General features: G+C 71.8%; 22 protein-coding genes. 10 read left to right on the top strand and 12 right to left on the bottom strand.

Features of this window, described 5'->3' with window-relative positions; genetic code table 11:
• Positions 1-130: 130 nt before the first annotated feature.
• Both WQO_RS06950 and WQO_RS06955 read right to left on the bottom strand, forming a co-directional pair.
• The gene (locus WQO_RS06950; RefSeq protein ID WP_010061413.1) at positions 131-1,774 is read right to left on the bottom strand and encodes a solute symporter family protein; all 1,644 of its coding nucleotides are present in this window, start codon (positions 1,772-1,774) and stop codon (positions 131-133) included.
• A complete protein-coding gene (locus WQO_RS06955; protein ID WP_010061412.1) occupies positions 1,771-2,136 on the bottom strand; it encodes a DUF485 domain-containing protein in 366 nt (121 codons plus the stop codon). The genes WQO_RS06950 and WQO_RS06955 overlap by 4 nt, the downstream gene beginning before the upstream one ends.
• 347 nt (positions 2,137-2,483) lie before the next feature.
• On the opposite strand from WQO_RS06955, the gene WQO_RS06960 reads away from it, so the two are divergent.
• The gene (locus WQO_RS06960) at positions 2,484-4,022 is read left to right on the top strand and encodes a S8 family peptidase (RefSeq protein ID WP_010061411.1); all 1,539 of its coding nucleotides are present in this window, start codon (positions 2,484-2,486) and stop codon (positions 4,020-4,022) included.
• Positions 4,023-4,091: 69 nt separating this feature from the next.
• Here WQO_RS06960 and WQO_RS06965 read toward each other — a convergent pair whose 3' ends face one another.
• Positions 4,092-4,778 (bottom strand): lysoplasmalogenase, encoded by a 687-nt coding sequence (locus WQO_RS06965; RefSeq protein ID WP_010061410.1) that lies wholly within the window; start codon positions 4,776-4,778, stop codon positions 4,092-4,094.
• A complete protein-coding gene (locus tag WQO_RS06970; RefSeq protein ID WP_010061409.1) occupies positions 4,775-5,701 on the bottom strand; it encodes a sterol desaturase family protein in 927 nt (308 codons plus the stop codon). Before WQO_RS06970 ends, WQO_RS06965 begins: the two co-directional genes overlap by 4 nt.
• Positions 5,702-5,988: 287 nt before the next feature.
• Between WQO_RS06970 and WQO_RS06975 the strand changes: the two genes are divergently transcribed.
• The 6 genes from WQO_RS06975 to WQO_RS07000 all read left to right on the top strand — a co-directional run bounded on the left by WQO_RS06975 (position 5,989) and on the right by WQO_RS07000 (position 13,523).
• On the top strand, positions 5,989-8,583 hold the full coding sequence (locus tag WQO_RS06975) for an MXAN_6230/SCO0854 family RING domain-containing protein (protein ID WP_010061408.1): 2,595 nt from the start codon (positions 5,989-5,991) through the stop codon (positions 8,581-8,583).
• Between the two features lie 105 nt (positions 8,584-8,688).
• The gene (locus WQO_RS06980) at positions 8,689-9,720 is read left to right on the top strand and encodes a DEDDh family exonuclease (protein ID WP_058953897.1); all 1,032 of its coding nucleotides are present in this window, start codon (positions 8,689-8,691) and stop codon (positions 9,718-9,720) included.
• Positions 9,721-9,783: 63 nt separating this feature from the next.
• The gene (locus WQO_RS06985; RefSeq protein ID WP_007459448.1) at positions 9,784-10,017 is read left to right on the top strand and encodes a hypothetical protein; all 234 of its coding nucleotides are present in this window, start codon (positions 9,784-9,786) and stop codon (positions 10,015-10,017) included.
• A 78-nt stretch (positions 10,018-10,095) separates the two neighbouring features.
• Positions 10,096-10,899 carry an SURF1 family cytochrome oxidase biogenesis protein gene (locus WQO_RS06990; RefSeq protein ID WP_010061406.1) on the top strand — a complete coding sequence of 268 codons (804 nt, stop codon included), beginning with the start codon at positions 10,096-10,098 and terminating at the stop codon, positions 10,897-10,899.
• A 70-nt stretch (positions 10,900-10,969) separates the two neighbouring features.
• Entirely contained in the window at positions 10,970-12,763 is a 1,794-nt protein-coding gene (locus WQO_RS06995; RefSeq protein WP_010061405.1) for a glycoside hydrolase family 15 protein, read from the top strand.
• Between the two features lie 4 nt (positions 12,764-12,767).
• Complete coding sequence (locus WQO_RS07000; RefSeq protein WP_010061404.1) at positions 12,768-13,523, top strand: SDR family oxidoreductase; 756 nt, start codon at positions 12,768-12,770, stop codon at positions 13,521-13,523.
• A 36-nt stretch (positions 13,524-13,559) separates the two neighbouring features.
• Here the strand turns inward: WQO_RS07000 and amaP are convergent, their stop codons facing one another.
• The 5 genes from amaP to WQO_RS07025 are packed head-to-tail and all read right to left on the bottom strand — an operon-like array spanning position 13,560 to position 15,874.
• On the bottom strand, positions 13,560-14,138 hold the full coding sequence (gene amaP / locus WQO_RS07005) for an alkaline shock response membrane anchor protein AmaP (protein ID WP_058953898.1): 579 nt from the start codon (positions 14,136-14,138) through the stop codon (positions 13,560-13,562).
• Between the two features lie 5 nt (positions 14,139-14,143).
• A complete protein-coding gene (locus WQO_RS07010) occupies positions 14,144-14,824 on the bottom strand; it encodes a DUF6286 domain-containing protein (protein WP_010061402.1) in 681 nt (226 codons plus the stop codon).
• The gene (locus WQO_RS07015) at positions 14,821-15,171 is read right to left on the bottom strand and encodes an Asp23/Gls24 family envelope stress response protein (protein WP_010061400.1); all 351 of its coding nucleotides are present in this window, start codon (positions 15,169-15,171) and stop codon (positions 14,821-14,823) included. Before WQO_RS07015 ends, WQO_RS07010 begins: the two co-directional genes overlap by 4 nt.
• On the bottom strand, positions 15,168-15,359 hold the full coding sequence (locus tag WQO_RS07020) for a hypothetical protein (protein WP_006123598.1): 192 nt from the start codon (positions 15,357-15,359) through the stop codon (positions 15,168-15,170). The genes WQO_RS07015 and WQO_RS07020 overlap by 4 nt, the downstream gene beginning before the upstream one ends.
• A gap of 44 nt (positions 15,360-15,403) precedes the next feature.
• Entirely contained in the window at positions 15,404-15,874 is a 471-nt protein-coding gene (locus tag WQO_RS07025; RefSeq protein ID WP_010061399.1) for an Asp23/Gls24 family envelope stress response protein, read from the bottom strand.
• 93 nt (positions 15,875-15,967) lie between these two features.
• Here WQO_RS07025 and WQO_RS36535 point away from each other — a divergent pair, with 93 nt between their 5' ends.
• Positions 15,968-16,783 carry a hypothetical protein gene (locus tag WQO_RS36535; RefSeq protein WP_010061398.1) on the top strand — a complete coding sequence of 272 codons (816 nt, stop codon included), beginning with the start codon at positions 15,968-15,970 and terminating at the stop codon, positions 16,781-16,783.
• 65 nt (positions 16,784-16,848) lie between these two features.
• On the opposite strand, the gene WQO_RS07035 is transcribed toward WQO_RS36535, so the two are convergent.
• From WQO_RS07035 to WQO_RS07045, 3 genes are all read right to left on the bottom strand, one after another.
• Positions 16,849-17,640: an enoyl-CoA hydratase/isomerase family protein gene (locus tag WQO_RS07035; RefSeq protein ID WP_010061397.1), complete on the bottom strand. Its 792-nt coding sequence runs from the start codon at positions 17,638-17,640 to the stop codon at positions 16,849-16,851.
• A gap of 144 nt (positions 17,641-17,784) precedes the next feature.
• On the bottom strand, positions 17,785-18,006 hold the full coding sequence (locus WQO_RS07040) for a helix-turn-helix domain-containing protein (protein WP_006123601.1): 222 nt from the start codon (positions 18,004-18,006) through the stop codon (positions 17,785-17,787).
• A 342-nt stretch (positions 18,007-18,348) separates the two neighbouring features.
• The gene (locus WQO_RS07045; RefSeq protein ID WP_010061395.1) at positions 18,349-19,947 is read right to left on the bottom strand and encodes an ABC-F family ATP-binding cassette domain-containing protein; all 1,599 of its coding nucleotides are present in this window, start codon (positions 19,945-19,947) and stop codon (positions 18,349-18,351) included.
• Between the two features lie 202 nt (positions 19,948-20,149).
• Here WQO_RS07045 and ypfJ point away from each other — a divergent pair, with 202 nt between their 5' ends.
• On the top strand, positions 20,150-21,040 hold the full coding sequence (ypfJ, locus tag WQO_RS07050) for a KPN_02809 family neutral zinc metallopeptidase (protein ID WP_010061394.1): 891 nt from the start codon (positions 20,150-20,152) through the stop codon (positions 21,038-21,040).
• Between the two features lie 122 nt (positions 21,041-21,162).
• Positions 21,163-21,576 carry a VOC family protein gene (locus tag WQO_RS07055; RefSeq protein ID WP_010061393.1) on the top strand — a complete coding sequence of 138 codons (414 nt, stop codon included), beginning with the start codon at positions 21,163-21,165 and terminating at the stop codon, positions 21,574-21,576.
• The last annotated feature ends 24 nt before the right edge of the window (positions 21,577-21,600 follow it).

Raw genomic sequence — 21,600 nt, forward strand, 5'->3', positions numbered from 1 at the left:
GTGAGACATGTGACAACGGCGTGGCCCGTTTGCCACGAGGTGCGGCCGGGCCGCGTCGTAGGACTCTACGACGCGGCCCGGCCGCAGGGGGTGGGCGATGGGCCGAACGGGCCCGCCCGGTCCGGTGCGCTCAGTGGGCTCCGACGCCGGTGAGGGACTTGACCTCCAGCTCGGCGTACTTGTCGGAGTCGGCCTTCTCCTTGGAGACCAGCGAGCCGATCCAGCCGAGCAGGAAGCCCAGCGGGATCGAGATCAGGCCGGGGTTCTCCAGCGGGAACCAGGCGAAGTCGACGTCCGGGAACATCGAGGTCGGCTTGGAGGAGACGACCGGCGAGAACAGCACCAGCAGGACGGAGGAGGCGAGACCTCCGTAGATGGACCAGAGGGCCCCCTGCGTGGTGAAGCGCTTCCAGAAGAGGCTGTAGAGGATCGTCGGCAGGTTGGCGGAGGCCGCGACCGCGAAGGCCAGGGCGACGAGTCCGGCGACGTTCAGGTCGCGGGCGAGTGCGCCGAGCGCGATGGAGACGATGCCGATCGCGACGGTGGCCCAGCGCGCCGCGCGGACCTCCTCCTTCTCGGTGGCCTGCCCCTTGCGGATGACGTTGGCGTAGATGTCGTGCGCGAAGGACGAGGAGGAGGCGAGGGTCAGTCCGGCGACGACGGCCAGGATGGTGGCGAAGGCGACCGCGGAGATGACCGCGAGGAGGATGGCTCCGCCGGTGGACCCGGAGCCGCCGCCGATCTCCAGTGCGGCGAGTGGCGCCGCGGTGTTGCCGGCCTTGTTTGAGGCGATGATGTCGTCCGGCTTGAGGATCGCGGCGGCGCCGAAGCCGAGCACGATCGTCATCAGGTAGAAGGCGCCGATGATGCCGATCGCCCAGTTCACGGACTTACGGGCGGCCTTCGCGGTGGGCACGGTGTAGAAGCGGATCAGGATGTGCGGCAGGCCGGCGGTGCCGAGGACCAGGGCGATGCCGAGCGAGATGAAGTCCAGCTTCGAGACCCCGGTGGCGCCGTACTTCAGGCCGGGCTCCAGGAAGGCCCCGCCCTTGCCGCTGTTGCTGGCGGCGGTGCCGAGCAGGTCGGAGATGTTGAAGTTGAACTTCAGCAGGATCAGGAAGGTGATGAGCAGGGTGCCCGCGATGAGCAGGACGGCCTTGACCATCTGCACCCAGGTGGTGCCCTTCATGCCGCCGATGGTGACGTAGAGGATCATGAGGATGCCGACCAGGGCGACGATGACGATCTTCCCGAAGTCGCTGGTGATGCCGAGCAGCAGCGAGACGAGGACGCCGGCTCCGGCCATCTGGGCCAGCAGGTAGAAGATCGAGACGACGATCGTGGACGTACCGGCGGCGGTACGGACGGGGCGCTGGCGCATCCGGTAGGCGAGGACGTCGCCCATCGTGTAGCGGCCGGAGTTGCGCAGCGGTTCGGCGACCAGGAGCAGGGCGACGAGCCAGGCGACGAGGAAGCCGATGGAGTACAGGAAGCCGTCGTACCCGAAGAGGGCGATGGCTCCGGCGATGCCGAGGAAGGACGCGGCGGACATGTAGTCGCCGGAGACCGCGAGTCCGTTCTGGAATCCGGTGAACTGGCGGCCGCCCGCGTAGAAGTCGGAGGCGCTCTTGGTCTGGCGGCCCGCCCACACGGTGATGAAGAGGGTGGCGACGACGAACGCGGCGAACAGCGTGATGATCAGCGGCCGGTGCTCGCTCGCCCCCTCGGTGGCGGCGAGCTGGACGGTGGGATAGAGGGCGTGGGCGGCGCTCATACGTCGGCCTCCATACGGGACTTGATCGCCTCGGCCTTGGGGTCGAGCTTCCCGGCGGCGTGCCGGGAGTAGAGCCAGGCGATGAGGAAGGTGGTGGCGAACTGGGCGAGTCCGAGGACGAGCGCCATGTTGATGTTGCCGACGACCTTGGTGGCCATGAATCCGCCCGCGTAGTTGCAGAGCAGGACGTAGAGCAGGTACCAGGTCACAAAGGCGATGGTCAGGGGGAAGGCGAAGGACCGGTAGGAGCGGCGCAGGTCGGCGAACTCCGGGCTCGACTGCTCCGCGACGAACGCCTCGGTGGTGGGCTGGACGGGCCCGGTGGGCGATGTGCCCTCGGGGGGCGGTGCATCGGTAGCCACGGAATCTCCTCGCGACGCGGGTGCGGTGATCTGGGGGACGTTGGGTGCCAAAGGGAGGCCTCGTTACCGGCGGGGGACGGTGATGTACCTCCTGGACAACGGCACGGAGGGCGCGACGAAGCGGTTCACCGCGTCTTTCGCCTTCTCGTTCGCCATCCCGGAGGGATTCCCGTTCGGCGTGTTGGCGGGGCGTCACCCGTTCACATTCGGCCGCATCGGTCACTCTTCGAACTCACTTGCCCGTAAACGTTGATGTGCCGGGATGATCAGCGATAGCTTCACTCGTCATGTACGCGACCGAACACGCCAGGTGTCCGGTCGTTCGGCACGGATGATGTGGAGAACCCATGGCTCATCTGGCATCGAGACGGACCCGCGCACTCGCGGTCCCCGTCGGACTCGCGCTGACCGCCTCGATCGGCTTCCTGCCGACGGCGACGGCCACGGCGGCGCCCACCGGCGAACAGGCCGCCGCGAGCGTGCGGACCGACGGGCCGAAGCTGTCCTACGTGGTCAACGTCCGGGGCGGCCACGGCACGGTGAAGGACGTCAAGAAGGCGATCGCCAAGGCCGGCGGCACCGTCGTCATCGCCTATGAGCAGATCGGCGTCATCGTCGTCCACTCGCAGAACCCGGCCTTCGGCGAAACGATCCGCCGCGCACGGGGCGTGGAGTCGGCGGGCGCCACCCGCACGAACCCGATCGTGCCGCAGGCGACGAAGGACATCGGCTCGATAGCGGAGCCGCTCACCGCCGAGCAGGCGGCGGCCGCCGCCGCGGACGCGAAGGCCGGCGAGGACCCGCTGGAGCCGCTCCAGTGGTCGCTGCCCGCGATCAAGGCGGACAAGGCGCACCAGAAGTCGCTGGGCTCGAAGAAGGTGACGGTCGCCGTCATCGACACGGGCGTCGACGACACCCACCCGGACCTGGCCCCGAACTTCGACGAGCGCGCCTCGGCGAACTGCGTGTCGGGCGCTCCGGACACCACCGCCGGCTCCTGGCGTCCGGCGGCGGGCGAGAGCGACCACGGCACGCATGTGGCGGGCACCATCGCCGCCGCGAAGAACGGCGCCGGTGTCACCGGTGTCGCCCCGGGCGTGAAGGTGTCGGGCATCAAGGTGTCGAACCCGGACGGGTTCTTCTACACCGAGGCCGTCGTCTGCGGGTTCCTCTGGGCCGCCGAGCGCGGTGTCGAGGTGACCAACAACAGCTATTACACCGACCCGTGGCTGTTCAACTGCAAGAACGACCCCGACCAGGGCGCCCTGGTCGACGCGCTCACCCGCGCCGTGAAGTACGCGGAGCGCAAGGGCACGGTCAGCGTCGCGGCGGCGGGCAACTCCCGCCACGACCTGTCCCTCGACGCGATCGAGGACACGACCAGCCCGAACGACACCGAGCCGGTCACGCGGACGATCGACCCGAGCGCCTGCCCGGACATCCCGACCATGCTGCCGGGCGTCGTGACGGTCTCCGCGACGGGTGCGAAGGGCCTGAAGTCCTCGTACTCGAACTACGGCAAGGGCATCATCGACGTGGCGGCACCGGGCGGTGACTCGACGGTCTACCAGACCCCCGAGCCGCCCGCCGTCAACGGCCTGATCCTCTCCACGCTGCCCGGCGGCAAGTTCGGCTACAAGGCCGGTACGTCGATGGCGTCCCCGCATGTCGCGGGCGTCGTGGCGCTGATCAAGTCGAAGCACCCCTACGCTTCACCGGCCGCGGTCAAGGCGCTGCTGACGGTGGAGGCGGACGCGAAGGCATGCGGCGAGCCGTACGACATCAACGGTGACGGTGTCATCGACGCGGTCTGCGAGGGCGGCAAGAGCTACAACGGCTTCTACGGGGCCGGAGTGGTGGACGCGCTGGACGCGGTGCGCTGGTAACGGCACGTCGCGGTACGGCCGAGGGCCCGGGGAGATCGTTCTCCCCGGGCCCTCGGGCCTTCCCCGGGCTCACGCCCCCGGCTTGTGCTTCGTCAGCACTCCGAGCGTCAGCAGGGTCTGCGCGGCGATGTAGGTGAGCATCACCCAGAAGTCGGGGGCGGGCGCCTGCGGCCACTTCGCGATACCGGTGGCGATGAGGGCGTCCGAGAGCAGGAAGAGCGCGCCGCCGGCCGCCGCGTACGGTCCGAACACGCCCGCCCGCCAGGCCATGGCGGTGAGCAGCAGGCTGTAGCCGGTGAGCGGGATCCGCAGGTCCGCCGGGAGGTCCGGCCAGATCAGCACGAGGAAGACGACGAGGACGACGGCGTACCCGGCCCCGGTGACCAGGGGTGCGGGAGCCCGGCCTCGCCCCTCCCCCCGACCGAACAGGGTCAGGTAGCAGACATGGCCGACGGCGAACGACCCCATGCCGACGAGGAAGGCCAGGTCGTTGTCGGCGAGCAGGAAGACATCGCCGCCCCACCCGAACAGCAGGGCGGCGACGAGCAGTCGGGGGGCCCCGCGCAGCGCCGCGTACCCGGCGAGCAACGGCGTCAGCAGCGGCTTGGCGACCAGATGGACGGTCTCGGCCCCGGCGAGGAGCCCGGCGAGGTCGGCCGCGGCGACGAGGAGGAAGGCGAGGAGCACGGGGCGGGCGAAGCGCTCGGCCCGCCCGCCGGCCCCCGTGGAGCCGGGGCGGGCGGCGGTGGCGGTCACAGGGCGCGTTCCGGGGCGGGGGCCTGGTCCGGTGCGGATACCGCGGCGGCCTGTACGGGTGCCGAACCGTGCGCAGGCGCCCCCGCCTTCGCCGCCGGCTGCCAGCCCGGCCCTCGGAAGACCCGGCCGGCCCGCTCGCTCCAGGTGTCGGCGGCCCGGACGTCCCGGGCGATGGCGGCGTACTCGTGGGTGGCGACGCGCAGCGGGTTGTAGGTGGAGATGTTCTTGGTCAGCCCGTAGACGGGCCGCTCGGCCTCCGCCGCGAAGGACCCGAACATCCGGTCCCAGATGATCAGGATGCCGCCGTAGTTGCGGTCCAGGTAGCCGCCCTGCGAGGCGTGGTGGACGCGGTGGTGGGAGGGGGTGTTGAGGACGTACTCGAAGGGGCGCGGGAGCTTGCCGACCCGCTCGGTGTGCACCCAGAACTGGTAGACGAGGTTGGCCGACTGGCAGAACGCGAGCGCCGCCGGGTGCACGCCGCAGGCGATCAGCGGCAGGTAGAAGGGCCAGACGGTCGCGGAGGTCCAGGGCTGGCGCAGCGCGGTGGTGAGGTTGAACTTCTCGCTGGAGTGGTGGACCACATGGCAGGCCCACAGGATCCGGATCACGTGGTGGCCGCGGTGGGACCAGTAGTAGAAGAAGTCCTGGGCGAGAAGCATCAGCAGGACGGTCCACCACACCACGGGCACCCGCAGCGGTGTCAGCTCGTAGACCCCCATGTAGATGGCCAGGATGGGGATCTTCCACAGCAGGTCGAAGCCCAGGCTGCCGAGCCCCATGGTGACGCTGGTGGCGGCGTCCCTGGTCTCGTATCCGGCCGCGTCCTCGTCCGGATGGAGGCGGTAGCTGACCATCTCGATCACGGTGAGCAGCACGAAGGCCGGTATTGACCACAGCACGACATCGGGCAGGTTCGGCTCCATGCGAGCACCGTAGGGCCGTCGGTCGGTGAGGGCTAGAGGTTGTTACCCACAAGTATGCGAGACCTGCTGTCAGCAGCCTTTGGCACCTTCTGCCAAGGGACCTCCGCCCGTCGGTCGGCCCGACAAATACGTGGCGCCCTTCAACACGCCTCTCTAAGCTCCTTCTTGCGCGGGGGCGGCTCCGCGGTGTGCTTCCTTCTCCACCTCTACGACACTCGTAGCGCGCCCACTCTCCGCCCCCGCTGCCTCTCTCCTTCTCCTCACCCGCCCCGGGGGCCTGTTTGTCCGTGTCGCCGTCGCTGTCGTCCGTGCTGCTCCGCCGTCTTCGGACGGTGTACGTCGGGGAGGCCGGGCACCGGCCCGGTGATCCGCCGACCACGACCGGGCTGGTGGCCCTGGAGGCCGAACTCCTGGACCGCGGGTTCGCCCTCACACCGGCTCTGCACGCGGCCCTCGCGTGGCTCGGGCCCGCCGGACTGGCCGACGCGGGGAAGCGGCTGGTGGGGCACATCGACGCCGAACTCGGCGCTGACCGTACGCACATGCCGCTCTTCCGCAGCTTCCCGGCCTCCGTGCCGGACGACACGCTCCAGCTGTACGTGGACCGGGTGTTCACCCTGCTGCTCCAGTGGCCGCACCAGCCGTGCGTGCTCTGTTCCACGGTCGGCAGCGTGCACCCGGTCGCCCCCTGCGCCCACCTCGTGTGCCGGGAGTGCTGGGACGGCGCCGACTACTCCGGCTGCCCGATCTGCCACCGCCGCACCGCCGACGACGACCCGTTCTCGAGACCCGCGCCGCCGCGCCGGCGGGTGGAGACGGCAGCCGGGCCGGTGCAGCCGCTGGCCCCCGGCACCGACGCGGCGGCGGACGCGGTCACGGCGCTGGGGCGGCTGCTCGCACGGCGCACCCCGTTGCCTCCGCAGGACCGGGACGATGTCGTGACGCTGCTGGCCCACACTCCGGCGGGGCTCGGATGGCTGCCGGTGGAGATTCCCGTACGAGAGACGAAGGCGCTGGTCCTGGGCACGCTGCTGCGGGACCGGCGGACCCGGGACGCCGTGCGGGCGGTCCTGCCCGACCGGCTGACCACCGCCACCGATGTGCTGCGGCTGCTCGCCGTGTGGTCGGGCGGCGGGGCCGACCTGCTGGACACGCCCCGGCACCGGTCCCTGCCGCGCGGGCTGCGGCGCGAACTCCTCGCCGTACTCGACGGACTGGACCCCTCCGCCCTGGTCGAGGACGTCCTGCGGCACCCCGAGCGGTGGAAGCGGGCCGCCGAGACGCTGCACCCGAACGAGCAGCACGCCCGCCACCCCCGGGCCGCCCTGGCCTTCGCCGTGCTGCGGGCGACGCATGTGTCCACGGTGTCGGAACCGCTCGCGGCGACCCTGGTGCGTACGGCGGCCGAGAACCCGCTCGCCGTACGGGCGGACGGGGCGCTGTTCAAGGCCAACACCTGGACCGGGCGGGTGGAGCAGGCGTTCGCGGCGCGCGAAAGCGGCACCGTGATCGCCCTCCTCGCCCAGCGCCCGGGCACCCTGCTGCGCCGGCTCGACCAGGTGCTGCGGCTGGAGGGGGACGGGACGCTGCCGGACGCCCTGGCCGGCGTGCTGGAGCACGGGCTCGCCGGTGCGGGGCCGGGTCCGCTGCTGGCCGCGCTGGGGCGGCTGAGGATCCGTGACGTTCCCGGCGGGCGGCGGGTCTTCTTCCCCCGCGGCCAGGTGACGCACTCGTACACCCTCGACGACACCCGTCCCCCGCTGCCCGCACCGACCGTGGAGCGGGTCTGCGCGTTGCTGGAGCGCGAGGTGCTGCGGCGCCTCTCCACCGCGTCCCGCTTCGATCTGGCGGTGCTCGACGAGGGGCTGGCCGCGCTCGCCGTGCCCTCCGCCGAGAGCGCGGCGGCCAAGGCGCTGGTCGCGGTTCCCCGGGGCAGTACGCAGCCGTTGCCCGAGGGCGAGGTGCTGCGGATGTTCCTGCACTGGATGCAGCCGCCCGCCGAGACCGTCGACCTCGACCTGTCGGTGGCCTTCTTCGACGCCGACTGGACGTACCTCGGGCTCTGCGACTACACGAACCTGGTGTACCGGAACCGGGTGGCCGTGCACTCCGGCGACCTGACCTCCGCGCCCGCGCCGAGGGGCGCCAGCGAGTACGCCGACCTGGACCTGGACGGGCTCACCCGGGCCGGGGTGCGGTTCGCGATGCCGGTGGTGTTCAGCTACAACAACGTGCCCTTCGAGCTGCTGCCCGACGCGTTCGCCGGGTTCATGGCGCTGCCGTCGGTGGACGGGCGCGTCGCGCACTTCGACCCGCGGACCGTCCGGCAGCGTTACGACCTGATCGGCCACTCCCGGGTCCATGTGCCGATGGTGGTGGACGTGGAGCGGCGCACCTTCCTCTGGACCGATCTGCATCTGCCGCCGTCGGCGGGCTACCACAGCGTGAGCCGGCACATCGACGAGCTGGGCCGGGCGGGCAGGGACCTGTACCAGTACTTCTCCGCGGGGCGTACGACGCTGTGGGACCTGGCGGTGTGGCACGCGGCGGCCCGGACCGACGAGGTGGCGGTCTCCCGCAGGCACGGACTGGTGCGCTACCGGCGCGGGGCCGGGGAGGGCACGGCCGCCTTCGCCGGCCGGATACGCACGCTCCGCACCCCGGACGCTGAGGAGCCGCACGGTACGGAGTCCGGCGACGGGGACGGGGTCGCCGCGGTGGAGCGGGCGGCGGCGGGGAAGCGGGTGCTGCTCGCGGTGGTGAACGGGGACGCGGCCCCGGAGCAGGTGAGCGGCACGGTCTACCGGTTGCTGCCCGGCCCGGTGGACGGCTGCGGTCTCGACCGGGTGGCCGCGGGCGACCTGGTGGCCTCACTCGGCTGACCCGAAGGCGGCGGAGAACGAACGGAGTTGCGAGTTCCGCCAGGCAACTCCCGACCCGGCCCACCCGGCCGAATAGGGCACTGTCAGTCGCGGCCCGTATTCTCTGTGACCATGCTCGACGACCGCCAGACAGCCGCACCGTGGCCGACCGCCTACCCCCAGGGGTATGCGGTCGTCGACGTGGAGACCACCGGCCTCGCCCGCGACGACCGGATAATCTCCGCCGCCGTCTACCGGCTGGACGCCCTGGGCAACGTCGAGGACCACTGGTACACGCTGGTCAACCCGGAGCGCGACCCCGGGCCCGTCTGGATCCATGGGCTGACGAGCGACGTGCTCGAAGGGGCTCCGCTCTTTCCCGAGGTGGCCGAGGAGTTGTCCGCGCGGCTCGCGGACCGGGTGCTCGTGGCGCACAACGCGGCGTTCGACTGGTCGATGATCGCCCGGGAGTACGCCCGGGCCTCGGCGGTCGCCCCGGTCGAGCAGCGGCTGTGCACGATCGCGCTCGCCAAGGAGCTGCGGCTGCCGCTGCCCAACCACAAGCTGGCCTCCCTCGCCGCGCACTTCGGGGTCGTCCAGCAGCAGGCCCACCACGCCCTGGACGACGCCCGGGTGCTGGCCGAGGCGTTCCGGCCGAGTCTGCACGCGGCGGCCCGGGACGGGGTGCGGCTGCCGTTGCTGGAGTGCCGGCCGCTGACCGAGTGGTCCGACTCCCCCGTCACCCCGCGCGTCGGGTATCAGACCTCGCGGCAGCCGAACAGCTGGCGGCCCTCGCGGAAGCGGCCTGCCTGCCCGTATCCCAATCCGGGGCGGTACGAGAAGGAGAAGCCGCTCCAGCAGGGGATGCGGGTGGCCTTCTCCGGGGACACCTCGATCGACCGGGAGCTGCTGGAGGACCGGGCGATCGAGGCCGGGCTCCATGTGGCGACCAGCGTGTCGCGGCTGACCAGTCTGCTGGTGACCAACGATCCGGACGCGGCCACCTCCAAGACGCAGAAGGCCAAGTCCTTCGGCACGCCGATCCTGGAGGAGAGCGCCTTCACCCATCTGCTGCGCGATGTGGTCCCCGCCGACGGGGCCGTCCTGCCGCAGCAGGCGTCCCCGCCGCCACCGGAGGCGACCCCGTCATCGGAGTGAACCGGGCACGACTCGCCCGGCAGCCGCTCGCCCGGGACCGCCGGGCGTCCCACCCTGTGGCGCATGGCACGTTGTGAGGTTTGCGGAAACGACTACGGCATGTCCTTCGAGGTGCACGCGCAGGGCGCGGTGCACGTCTTCGACTGCTTCTCCTGCGCCATCCACCGCATGGCGCCGATCTGCGAGCACTGCCGGGTCCAGGTGATCGGGCAGGGCGTCGAGGTCGACGGGCACTGGTACTGCGGCGCCCACTGCGCCCGCGCCGAGGGGAAGGCGGGCATCGTGGACAAAGTGTGACGGACCGCCTCATTGTCGGGCTTGCCCGGCGGTACCCCTGAGTGCCGCACCCCATGACCCCGGTTGTACGGTCATGGGGTGTACCGCTTCCTGTTGACCCGGCAGTGGGTGATCCTCACCCTGCTCGGCCTCGCGCTGATCCCGACGATGATCGAGCTGGGTTTCTGGCAGTTCCACAAGCACGAGCACCGGGTCGAGCAGAACGCGCTGATCTCGCGGAACCTCGAAGCCCAGCCGGTCCCGGTCACCGACCTCACCTCCGCCGGGCACACCGTCCCCCGCTCGGACTACTGGCGGACGGTCACCGCGACGGGCACGTTCGACACCGGGCACGAGGTGGTCGTCCGCCGCCGGACCTCGGACGACGACCGCATCGGCGTCCACGTCCTGACCCCGCTGGACCTCAAGGACGGCGGCACCGTGCTGGTCAACCGGGGCTGGGTCCCGGCCGCGCCGAACCAGACCGCCTTCCCCGACGTGCCGCCCGCGCCCCGGGGCGAAGTGACCGTCACCGGCCGTCTGAAGGCGGACGAGACGACCGGCAGCAGCGGCATCAAGGACCTGGCGGGGCTGCCGGACCGTCAGGTGATGCTGATCAACAGCGAGCAGCAGTCCCAGCTGCTGTCCCGGAAGGTCCTCGGCGGATACATCGAGCAGACCGAGCCCGTGCCGTCGGGTGACCTGCCCGAGCAGATCGCCCGCCCCGACGACGGCTCGATCGGCCCGCACATGGCCTACGCCGTCCAGTGGTGGCTGTTCGTCGCCGCCGTCCCGGTCGGCTGGATCATTCTCGTACGCCGGGAGAAGCGCGACCGCGAGGAGGCCGCGGCCGGGAACGCGACGGCCGACGCCCCCGAGCAGCCCGAACCGGCGAGCGCCTGAGACTCACGGCACACACCCGTCGGGTCGCACAGGCTGGTTGACAACCGCCCGGTTCGGGAAAACGCCTGGCGTGACCCCACGCATCGAGGACTACGCTCTGATCGGCGATCTCCAGACCGCCGCGCTCGTCGGCAGGAACGGTTCTGTCGACTGGCTGTGCCTTCCCCGCTTCGATTCCGGCGCCTGCTTCGCCGCCCTGCTCGGCACCGAGGAGAACGGCCACTGGCGCATCGCGCCCAAGGGCGCGGACACCTCGGACACCTGCACCCGGCGCGCCTATGTCAAGGACTCCCTGGTCCTGGAGACGTACTGGGAAACGCGGACCGGCACGGTGAAGGTCGTCGACTTCATGCCGCAGCGCGACAAGGCGCCGGACCTGATGCGGATCGTCGAGGGCGTCAGCGGCACCGTCGACATGAGTTCGGTGCTGCGGCTGCGCTTCGACTTCGGATCCGTGGTGCCCTGGGTGCGCAAGTCCCACGGCCACCGGGTCGCCGTCGCGGGTCCCGACTCCGTGTGGCTGCGCAGCGAGCCGCCGGTCAAGACGTGGGGCCAGCAGTTCAGCACCTGCTCCTCGTTCACCGTCGCCGAGGGCGAGAGCGTGGCGTTCGTGCTGACCTGGCACCCCTCGCACTCGCCGCGCCCGAAGCTGATCGACCCGCACAAGGCGCTGAAACACACGCTGCACGACTGGGCGAAGTGGACCGAGCGGTGCACGTACGAGGGGCCCTACCGCGATGCGGTGCTGCGTTCGCTGATCACGCTCAAGGCGCTGACGTACGCCCCGACCGGCGGCATCGTGGCGGCCCCGACCACCTCGTTGCCGGAGGAGATCGGCGGCGTACGGAACTGGGACTACCGCTTCTGCTGGCTGCGGGACGCCACGCTGAGCCTCGGCGCGATGGTCTCGGCCGGCTATCTGGAGGAGGCAGAGGCCTGGCGGGACTGGCTGCTGCGGGCCGTCGCCGGGGACCCGGCCGACCTCCAGATCATGTACGGGCTGGCGGGCGAGCGCCGGCTCCCCGAGATGGAGCTGCCCTGGCTCACCGGGTACGAGCACTCCCGTCCGGTGCGGATCGGGAACGCGGCCGTGCGGCAGCGTCAGCTCGATGTGTACGGCGAGGTCATCGACGCGCTCCGGCTCGCCCGCGTCGCCGGGCTCGACGACAAGCCGCACGCCTGGAACCTCCAGCTCAGCCTGCTCGGCTTCCTGGAGTCGAGCTGGCGCGAGCCGGACGAGGGGCTGTGGGAGATCCGCGGCGCGCGGCGGCACTTCGTGCACTCCAAGGTGATGGCCTGGGTCGCCGCCGACCGGGCGGTGCGCTCGCTGGAGGAGAACCCGGAGCTGCCGGGCGACGCCGACCGGTGGCGGGCGATGCGGGACGCCGTGCACGCCGAGGTCTGCGAGCAGGGGTACGACCCCGAGCGGAACACCTTCACCCAGTCCTACGGGTCACGGGAGCTGGACGCCGCGACGCTGCTCATCGTGCGGACCGGGTTCCTGCCGCCGGACGACCCCCGGGTGATCGGCACGGTCGACGCGGTCCGCGCCGAGCTGGGCAGCGACGGGCTGGTCCGCCGCTACAGCACCGAGGGCACCTCCGTGGACGGACTGCCGGGCGACGAGGGGGCGTTCCTGGCCTGCTCGTTCTGGCTGGTGGACGCGTTGGAGCGGATCGGCAGGCCGGACGAGGCGCGGGAGCTGTTCGAGCATCTGCTGGAGCTGCGCAACGACATGGGGCTGCTGGCGGAGGAGTACGACGTGGCGGCGGGACGGCAGCTCGGCAACTTCCCGCAGGCCTTCAGTCATATCGGACTGGTGAACTCCGCTATCGACCTGGCCGGGGACGACCCGGCAGGATAGGGCCATGGATCTTGGATTGAAGGACCGCGTCTACATCGTCACCGGAGCGACCCGGGGCCTCGGCAACGCCACGGCCCGGGCGCTGGCCGCCGACGGAGCGAAGGTGATCATCAGCGGCCGGGACGAGAAGTCCGTCGAGGAGGCCGCCGCCGAGCTGGGCGGGGAGGTGCTGGGGCTCGCCGCCGACAACGCCGACCCGAGCGCCGCCCAGCGCCTGGTGGACACGGCGCGGGAACGTTTCGGGCGGCTCGACGGCATCCTCGTCAGCGTCGGCGGACCCGCCCCCGGCTTCCTCGCGGACAACACGGACGACCAGTGGCAGACGGCGTTCGAGACGGTGTTCCTGGGAGCGGTACGGCTGGCCCGGACGGCGGCGGCCGCGCTCGGCGAGGGCGGCGTGATCGGCTTCGTGCTCTCCGGGTCGGTCCATGAGCCGATCGCGGGGCTGACCATCTCCAACGGGCTGCGTCCCGGTCTCGCCGGTTTCGCCAAGTCGCTCGCCGACGAGCTGGGCCCGCGCGGCATCCGGGTGGTGGGCGTGCTGCCCGCCCGGATCGACACCGACCGGGTCCGTGAACTGGACGCGCTGTCCGGCGACGCGGAGGCCGCCCGCACCGCGAACGAGGCGCGGATCCCGCTGCGGCGCTACGGGACGCCGGAGGAGTTCGGGAAGACCGCGGCCTTCCTGCTCTCCCCCGCCGCCTCGTACCTCACGGGCATCATGGTCCCGGTCGACGGCGGATACCGGCACGGTTTCTGAGCCCGGACTCAGGACCGTACGTACGCCCAGGGGCCGTCAGGACACCCGTTCCGCGCGGTGCTTGACGGCCTTGAGGCGCACCTCGGCGGGGAGCTCGTCCAGACCGGCCGAATCGCGTGCGTGCGCCAGCGCCCCGTCGGCGACCGCCTTCAGCGTCCCGAGCGGCGCGGCGTGCGGTTCCATCAGCAGCCGGAGCCGGGAGCGGGGCGCGGTGCGGCGGCCGGTCAGCATCGCCTGGGCGCGGGCCACTCCGTCCAGCTCGCCCGCCTCCGCGGCGAGCACGCCCTCCAGGGCCCGGCCCCGCAGCTGGGCCCCTTCGCCGTCGCCGCTGTCCACCAGGACCTCGGTGAGCCGGCCGCGGCGGAACTGGGCGAAGAACCACCACAGTGCGACGACCACGAGGACGGCCAGGACGGCGATCACGACCGGCCACCACCAACCCTCGTCGCGCCAGCGCTGCCGGTCGGCCGCGCTGAGCAGGACGTCGTTCTTGCCGTCCCAGGGCCACCAGGACGGTACGGAAGCGCCGAGGCCGGTGGCGAGCACGGCTCCGCCGACGGCGACCAGCACCAGCCCGGCCAGGGCCAGCAGGACCCGGTTGACGGTGGAGCGCATGCGGCTCATCCCTTCTTCGCCGGTCGGTGCACCTGGACGGAGAGGGCCGGCGGTCTGGCCAGGCCCAGTTCCCGGACGGCGTTCTCCAGCGCGGCGTCCAGGTCGGTCCGTACGTCGCCGAGTTCCCGGAAGTGCGAGAGCGCCCGTACCTTCGCCTTCCGCCGCCCCATCCTGACCCGTACGGACTGCACACCGGACACCTCGACGGCCCGGTCCCGCAGCACGAGGGCCGCGGCGGTGCGGTCCAGGCCGGCCCGGATGTCGGCGCGGTCGCGGCGCATCGGCAGCAGGTCGCGCAGCCCGGGGGTAAGGGCCAGCAGGATCAGCCAGAGGCCGATCGCCGCGGCCACCCCGGCTCCGATGAGCACGGGGGTGTCGTCCAGACGCTGTTCGGCCAGGCCGTCGGCGAGGGAGCGCCGCCACTGCATGGCCGGGTGATCGGCCCGTACGGCGGCGATGTCGTAGAGGAGCAGTCCGGCCGCGCCGAGGAGCACGAGGGCCAGCAGGGCGGCCGGGACCCGGCGGGCGGACCAGAAGCGGCCGGCCCGTCCGTCGCCCTGTTCCAGGGTGGGGACCGGTTCGCGGGCGTCGGTCGGCGTGTCCGGCGCGGGGGTGCGCCCGTCGTCGCCCGGTTCCACGGTGGGCATCCGCCGGGTGGAGCCGGTCGGTTCGCCGGGGTCGGTCATCGGATCCTCCCGTGTGCGGCGTTCGCTGCGGCGGGGTGCAGCCGTTCGACCTGGACGGCCACTTCGGGCACCTCCATGCCGGCCAGCGCTTTGACCCGCTGGGCGACCCGGCGGCGTACGGCACCGCACTGGCGGCCGATGTCGCTGGGGTAGCCGAGCTCCAGGCTGACCCGGACCCGGGCGGCGTCACGGTGCACGGTGACCGTGGCACGCGGCGACGCCCCGTCCGCGGGCGGTTCCTCGACCGCTTCCTTCGCCGCCTGGGCGGCGATCTTGGCGACGACACGGTCGGCGATCCGGGTCTCGCCCCGTTCGGCGGCGGCGACCCGGCCGGTCACCGCCGTCACCGTCGCCGGTCGCCGCGCTCGCGACTCCGGAAGAAGTCGCCGGGCTCCAGGTCACCGTCCAGGAAGCGGCCGGCGATGAAGCCGATCGCGCCCAGCGCGGCCACCAGGACGAAGGCTCCGAAGCCGCCGAAATATCCGGCGAACCCGAGCGCCATGCCGGCCAACAGACCGGCGACAGCCATGCTCATCGTGTCTCTCTCCTCAACTGCCGTGCGACGGAGGTGCGGAAGGGCTACTGGACCCGCTGCTCGTTCTCGTCCTCGTCGTCGTCCTCGTCGGGCAGCTTGACGTCGCTGACCGCGATGTTGACCTCGACGACTTCGAGACCGGTCATACGCTCGACCGCGGAGACGACGTTCTCGCGGACGTCCCGGGCCACGTCGGCGATGGACACGCCGTAGTCGACGACGATCTCCAGGTCGAGGGCCGCCTGGGACTCGCCGACCTCGGCCTTCACGCCGCGGGTGACGGATTTGCCGCCGCCGGGGACCCGGTCGCGGACCGCGCCGAACGTGCGCGACAGGCCGCTGCCCATGGCGTGGACGCCGACGACATCGCGTGCCGCCATTCCGGCGATCTTCTCGACGACGCCGTCGGCGATGGTGGTACGACCCCGGGTCCCGGGGTCACCGCCGCCGCGCTTGCCGAGGGACTTGTCGCCCGAACCGCCGGTGGGGTTGTTGCGCTGTGAGCTCTCAGTCATCGCCGCTCTTCCCTTCGGGACAGGGTTGGACTTCCTTGCCCACGTTAAGTGCGCTTTCCCCATCCCGCGCCGTGGATACGGCAGGCTGGGGCGATGACAACGGCGCGGGGCCCGCGGAGGGCCGACGGATGGACCGCTGGGGTACGGGAACGGCTGGGTCTGGGCCGGCTGCTGCCGCTGGGCGGTCCGGGGGACGGCGTGTGGATCGCGGAGACGGCTGCCGCGTCGGTGCTGCGCGGGGCGGCGGCCCGCCCGGGGGCGGTGCTCGGGGAGCTGCGGATCGGGCTGGCGGAGGAATCGGTTCCCGGGGAGGGTGATCCGGTGGCCGGCGCGGGGGCCGGGGCCGGCCCCGCTGGTGCGGGGGCCTCTGCGGACCCGGGAGGCCCGGGGGCGCCCCCGGCTCCGCCGAGCGCGCTGCCGACGGGGCCGCTGCGGATCGAGGCGGAGTTCGCGGCGGCCCCGGACCGCCCGCTGCCGGACACCGCCGCGGCCCTGCGCGCGGCGCTCCTGACGGCCGCCGCGGCCCGGCTGGGCCTGGAGATCGCCGAGGTGGACCTGACGGTGGCGGCATTGCTGGAGGACGGTGCGTCCGATCAGGTGACCGCGGCTCCGATCGCACCGCCTGCCCGGGTCGCGGAGCCGGAGGATCCGGTGGCGAAGGCGGCCGCCGGGGCGCCGGGCGTCGTCGCGCTGACCCGGGTCCTGGGCAGCCCGGTGCATACCGCGCGGGACCACGTACGGGTCGAGGTGGCGACGGCCGGGGACCGGCGGGCGCTGGATGTCGCCCGGTCGGTGCGTACGGCGGTGGCGGCGGCCACGGAGGAACGGCTGCCGGTGTCGGTGCTGGTCACGGACGTGGTGGGGGCGGGCCGGGCTCCGACGGGCGAGCCCGGCCGGAACACCGGCTGACGGCTCCCGGTTGACGGCCCCCGGCCGGGACAACGCCTGGCGGGGGCGCGCGGCCCCGCTGGGTGTCAGTCGGTGATGCCCGCCAGGTCGCGCAGGCGGCGGCCCTGGGCGGCCCGCTCCGCGACACGCTGCTGCTCGTAGTCGCGGGAGAGCGCGCCGGCGAGGAGGGCCTTCGTCTCGACGACGGCGTCGCGGGGTGCCGCCAGCAGGGCGCCGGCGAGGTCGCGGGCCGCAGCGTCGAGCTGGTCGGCGGGGACGACGAGGTTGGCGAGGCCGGTGCGCTCGGCCTCCTCCGCGTGGACGAAGCGGCCCGTGGCGCAGATTTCGAGCGCGCGGGCGTACCCCACGAGGTTCACCAGGGGGTGGGTGCCCGTGAGGTCGGGAACGAGACCGAGGCTGGTCTCGCGCATGGCGAACTGCACGTCCTCGGCGACGATGCGCAGATCACAGGCGAGGGCGAGCTGGAAGCCGGCGCCGATGGCGTGGCCCTGGACCGTCGCGATCGACACGAGGTCGTTGCGGCGCCACCAGGTGAACGCCTCCTGGTACTCGGCGATGGTCGCGTCGAGCTCGGCCTCCGGGCCGCGCGCCATGTCGAGGAACGACGGCTCGCCATCGAAGCCTTCGGGGGTGAAGGCCTGCCGGTCGAGACCCGCGGAGAAGGACTTGCCCTCACCGCGGAGCACCACGACCCGCACCGTGCCGGCCAGCGCCCGTCCGGCCTCGGTCAACGCCCGCCACAGAGCGGGAGACTGAGCGTTGCGCTTGGCCGGGTTGGTGAGCGTCACCGTGGCGACGGCATCGTCGACGGTGAGCCGTACGCCGTCCTTGTCGAGCACAGTGTCGAGCGAGGTCATGGGGCGCCTCCGGATGGGGTGCAGTCAGCACTCGGTAGTAAGTGACTGAACAGTAACCACCCGGGCGACCTTGCGGTCAGCCGGGTGGCCACCCCGAAATCCGTCGGTCCCGAATGACGCCGACGACGCCGAAATTTTGAGGCCTCAGGCCGAAGCGGCCTTCTTGCCCCGTGTCGCGCCGCCGCGTCCCCGCAGCGTCACTCCGGACTCGCTGAGCATCCGGTGGACGAACCCGTAGGAGCGGCCGGTTTCCTCGGCCAGCGCCCTGATGCTCGCACCGGAGTCGTACTTCTTCTTCAGGTCTGCCGCGAGCTTGTCACGCGCGGCGCCGGTAACCCGGCTGCCCTTCTTCAGAGTCTCGGCCACCCGTGCCTCCTCATGGGAAGTGCGCTCTGGACTTCTCATGATCACCCCTCCCGCGCTTCCTGGCCACCCATTCGGCAAGGTCGGTGCGAGCGGTTTCCCTGACGAGAGGCGCGTCGACACGAGCGGAATCCCTGATTCCCGCGGGCGCACGAGGGCGCACGGCCCTCACCGACCGCAGAACCGGCAGGTCAGGGCCGTACGGGGAGGAGCACCCGGAAAAGGGGCGTGCGACGGGTGAGCGCCGGGCGCACCACCGGAGTACGAGACGCTCTCACGCAGATGACGGATCACGCGTAGGCCGAATGATCTATCCCCGGTGGATCGGGCAGGCGCCCCGGTGGATCAGGCGAGGGCGACGAGGTCGCGGTAGTCCGCTCCCCAGAGGTCCTCGACACCGTCCGGGAGCAGGATGATCCGCTCCGGCTGGAGCGCCTCGACGGCGCCCTCGTCGTGGGTGACGAGGACGACGGCGCCCTTGTAGGTGCGCAGCGCGCCGAGGATCTCCTCGCGGCTGGCGGGGTCGAGGTTGTTCGTCGGCTCGTCGAGCAGGAGCACGTTGGCGGAGGAGACGACCAGGGTCGCGAGCGCGAGCCGGGTCTTCTCGCCGCCGGAGAGGACGCCCGCGGGCTTGTCGACGTCGTCGCCGGAGAAGAGGAAGGAGCCGAGCGTCTTGCGGACCGCGACGAGGTCGAGGTCGGGGGCGGCGGAGCGCATGTTCTCCAGGACCGTGCGCTCCGGGTCGAGGGTCTCGTGCTCCTGGGCGTAGTAGCCGAGCTTGAGGCCGTGGCCCTGGATGATCTCGCCGGTGTCGGGCTGCTCGGCCCCGCCGAGCAGGCGCAGCAGCGTGGTCTTGCCGGCACCGTTGAGGCCGAGGATGACGACGCGGGAACCCTTGTCGATGGCGAGGTCGACGTCGGTGAAGATCTCCAGCGAGCCGTACGACTTGGACAGGCCCTCCGCCATCAGCGGTGTCTTGCCGCAGGGCGAGGGGTCGGGGAAGCGCAGCTTGGCGACCTTGTCGGAGACGCGCACGGCCTCCAGGCCCGAGAGCAGCCGGTCGGCGCGCTTGGCCATGTTCTGGGCGGCGACGGTCTTGGTGGCCTTGGCGCGCATCTTGTCGGCCTGCGCGTTGAGGGTCGCGGCCTTCTTCTCGGCGTTCTGGCGCTCGCGCTTGCGGCGCTTCTCGTCGGCCTCGCGCTGCTGCTGGTAGAGCTTCCAGCCCATGTTGTAGATGTCGATCTGGGAGCGGTTGGCGTCGAGGTAGAACACCTTGTTGACGACCGTCTCGACCAGTTCGACGTCGTGGGAGATCACGACGAAGCCGCCGCGGTAGGTCTTGAGGTAGTCGCGCAGCCAGACGATGGAGTCGGCGTCGAGGTGGTTGGTCGGCTCGTCCAGGAGCAGGGTGTCGGCGTCCGAGAAGAGGATCCGGGCCAGCTCGACACGGCGGCGCTGGCCGCCGGAGAGGGTGTGCAGGGGCTGGCCGAGCACCCGGTCGGGCAGGCTGAGCGCGGCGGCGATGGTGGCGGCCTCGGCCTCGGCGGCGTACCCGCCCTTGGTGAGGAACTCCGTCTCCAGGCGCTCGTACTTCTTCATCGCCTTCTCGCGGGTGGCGCCCTGCCCGTTCGCCATCCGGTCCTCGTTCTCCCGCATCTTGCGCAGGATCGTGTCGAGACCGCGGGCGGAGAGGATGCGGTCCCGGGCGAGGATGTCGAGGTCGCCGGTGCGCGGGTCCTGCGGGAGGTAACCCACCTCGCCGGACCGGGTGATGGTGCCGCCGGCGGGGGTGCCTTCGCCCGCGAGGCACTTGGTGAGGGTGGTCTTGCCCGCTCCGTTGCGGCCGACGAGGCCGATGCGGTCGCCCTTGGCGATACGGAAGGAAGCGGATTCGATGAGGATGCGGGCGCCGGCGCGCAGCTCGATGCCGGAAGCGGTGATCACGGGAAAACTCCAGGGCAGTCAGGACGGCGGAGGGACGAGGGCGGAGGTCTCTCGACGCCGCTAATGCACAAGGAGGTAGGCCATACGGCCATTCTACTGGCGGTGCGCAACTGCTTTTCCGCGTGCCCGGTGGGACGAACCGTCCGATACTCGGCCCAGGGCGGCACGCCGTCGCCCGCCCGATCCCGAGGGTGGTGCGAGCGTGCAGTTCGACGACGACGCCGATCTGGACACCTCCGAGGTCCAGGACGTCCGCGGCAGCCGGATCCCGGGCGGGCGGGCCACCGTGGGCGGGGGCATCGCCGGGGTGATCGCCCTGATCCTGGGCCTGCTCTTCGGTGTGGGCCCCGATCAGCTGGGGCTCTCCTCCGACGGCGCGGACCCGGCGGCAACCGCCTCGTCGGCCGGGCAGGTGCAGGAGAGCTGCCTGAAGGGGCAGGACGCGAACAGCCGGGAGGACTGCCGGACGGTGGCGGTGGTCAACAGCGTGCAGGACTTCTGGCGGCTGGAGTTCCAGCGGCGGGACGCCACGTACGCGGGGGCCCGGACGGTCCTCTTCAGCCAGCAGGTGGGCACCGCCTGCGGGGCCGCCACCTCGGCGGTCGGGCCGTTCTACTGCCCCGGCGACCGGAAGGTCTATCTGGACCTCGGGTTCTTCGAGGACCTGCGCACGAAGTTCGGCTCCAGCGGCGGCCCGTTCGCGCAGGCGTACGTGGTGGCGCACGAGTACGGCCACCATGTGCAGAACCTGATGGGCACGCTGGGCCGGTCGCAGGACGGGCGGCAGGGCGAGAACAGCAACGCGGTGCGGGTCGAGCTGCAGGCCGACTGCTACGCCGGGGTCTGGGCGCACCACGCCACGACGACGCCGGACGAGTCGACCGGCCGGCCGCTGATCACCGAGCTGACCCGGGCGGACATCCGGGACGGCCTGGACGCGGCGGCCGCGGTCGGCGACGACCGGATCCAGGAGCGGTACCAGGGCCGGGTCACCCCGGAGTCGTGGACGCACGGTTCGTCCGCGCAGCGGCAGCAGTGGTTCTCCACCGGGTTCAGCACGGGCGACATGGAGCGGTGCGACACGTTCGCCTGAATCCGGCAGGCCGCCCCGGTCCGGGACGACGGGTCCGGGACGGCCCGCCGTTGTCAGTGCCTGGTGGAAGACTGAGACGCAGATCACATCGAACGGTGCGGACGGCTGGAGAGGTGAGTGTCATGGCGGGCGCGGCGAGCGGGGTTCCGACGATCTACCCCACGATCCTCTACGACGACGCGAGGGCGGCGATCAGGACGCTGACGCAGGGCCTCGGTTTCACCGAGGAGGCGGTGTACGAGGGCGAGAACGGCAGTGTGCTGCACGCCGAGCTGTCCTTGGGCAACGGCAGGGTGATGCTCGGTTCCAAGGGGCGCGAGGGCGTGTTCGCGCGGGCGATGGCGGGCGCGGGCCCGGCGGGGGTGTACGTGGTGGTCGACGAGGTGGACGAGCACTGCGCCCGGGCCAGGGAGTTCGGCGTGGAGATCCTGATGGACCCGACCGACCAGGACTACGGCTCCCGGGACTACATGGCGCGGGACGCCGAGGGCAATGTGTGGAGCTTCGGGACGTACGCCCCGGGGTCCGCCGGCTGAGCGTGGCCCGGGGCGTCAAGATCC

Source organism: Streptomyces globisporus C-1027, from assembly GCF_000261345.2.
Taxonomy (GTDB): Bacteria; Actinomycetota; Actinomycetes; order Streptomycetales; family Streptomycetaceae; genus Streptomyces; species Streptomyces pakalii.

Bases quoted from the DNA above. Each gene is read 5' to 3' on its own strand.
- WQO_RS06950 (WP_010061413.1), bottom strand. From the start codon at position 1,774: ATGAGCGCCGCCCACGCCCTCTATCCCACCGTCCAGCTCGCCGCCACC.
- WQO_RS06960 (WP_010061411.1), top strand. From the start codon at position 2,484: ATGGCTCATCTGGCATCGAGACGGACCCGCGCACTCGCGGTCCCCGTC.
- WQO_RS06970 (WP_010061409.1), bottom strand. From the start codon at position 5,701: ATGGAGCCGAACCTGCCCGATGTCGTGCTGTGGTCAATACCGGCCTTC.
- WQO_RS06985 (WP_007459448.1), top strand. From the start codon at position 9,784: ATGGCACGTTGTGAGGTTTGCGGAAACGACTACGGCATGTCCTTCGAG.
- WQO_RS07000 (WP_010061404.1), top strand. From the start codon at position 12,768: ATGGATCTTGGATTGAAGGACCGCGTCTACATCGTCACCGGAGCGACC.
- amaP (WP_058953898.1), bottom strand. From the start codon at position 14,138: ATGCGCTCCACCGTCAACCGGGTCCTGCTGGCCCTGGCCGGGCTGGTG.
- WQO_RS07010 (WP_010061402.1), bottom strand. From the start codon at position 14,824: ATGACCGACCCCGGCGAACCGACCGGCTCCACCCGGCGGATGCCCACC.
- WQO_RS07020 (WP_006123598.1), bottom strand. From the start codon at position 15,359: ATGAGCATGGCTGTCGCCGGTCTGTTGGCCGGCATGGCGCTCGGGTTC.
- WQO_RS07025 (WP_010061399.1), bottom strand. From the start codon at position 15,874: ATGACTGAGAGCTCACAGCGCAACAACCCCACCGGCGGTTCGGGCGAC.
- WQO_RS36535 (WP_010061398.1), top strand. From the start codon at position 15,968: ATGACAACGGCGCGGGGCCCGCGGAGGGCCGACGGATGGACCGCTGGG.
- WQO_RS07035 (WP_010061397.1), bottom strand. From the start codon at position 17,640: ATGACCTCGCTCGACACTGTGCTCGACAAGGACGGCGTACGGCTCACC.
- WQO_RS07055 (WP_010061393.1), top strand. From the start codon at position 21,163: ATGGCGGGCGCGGCGAGCGGGGTTCCGACGATCTACCCCACGATCCTC.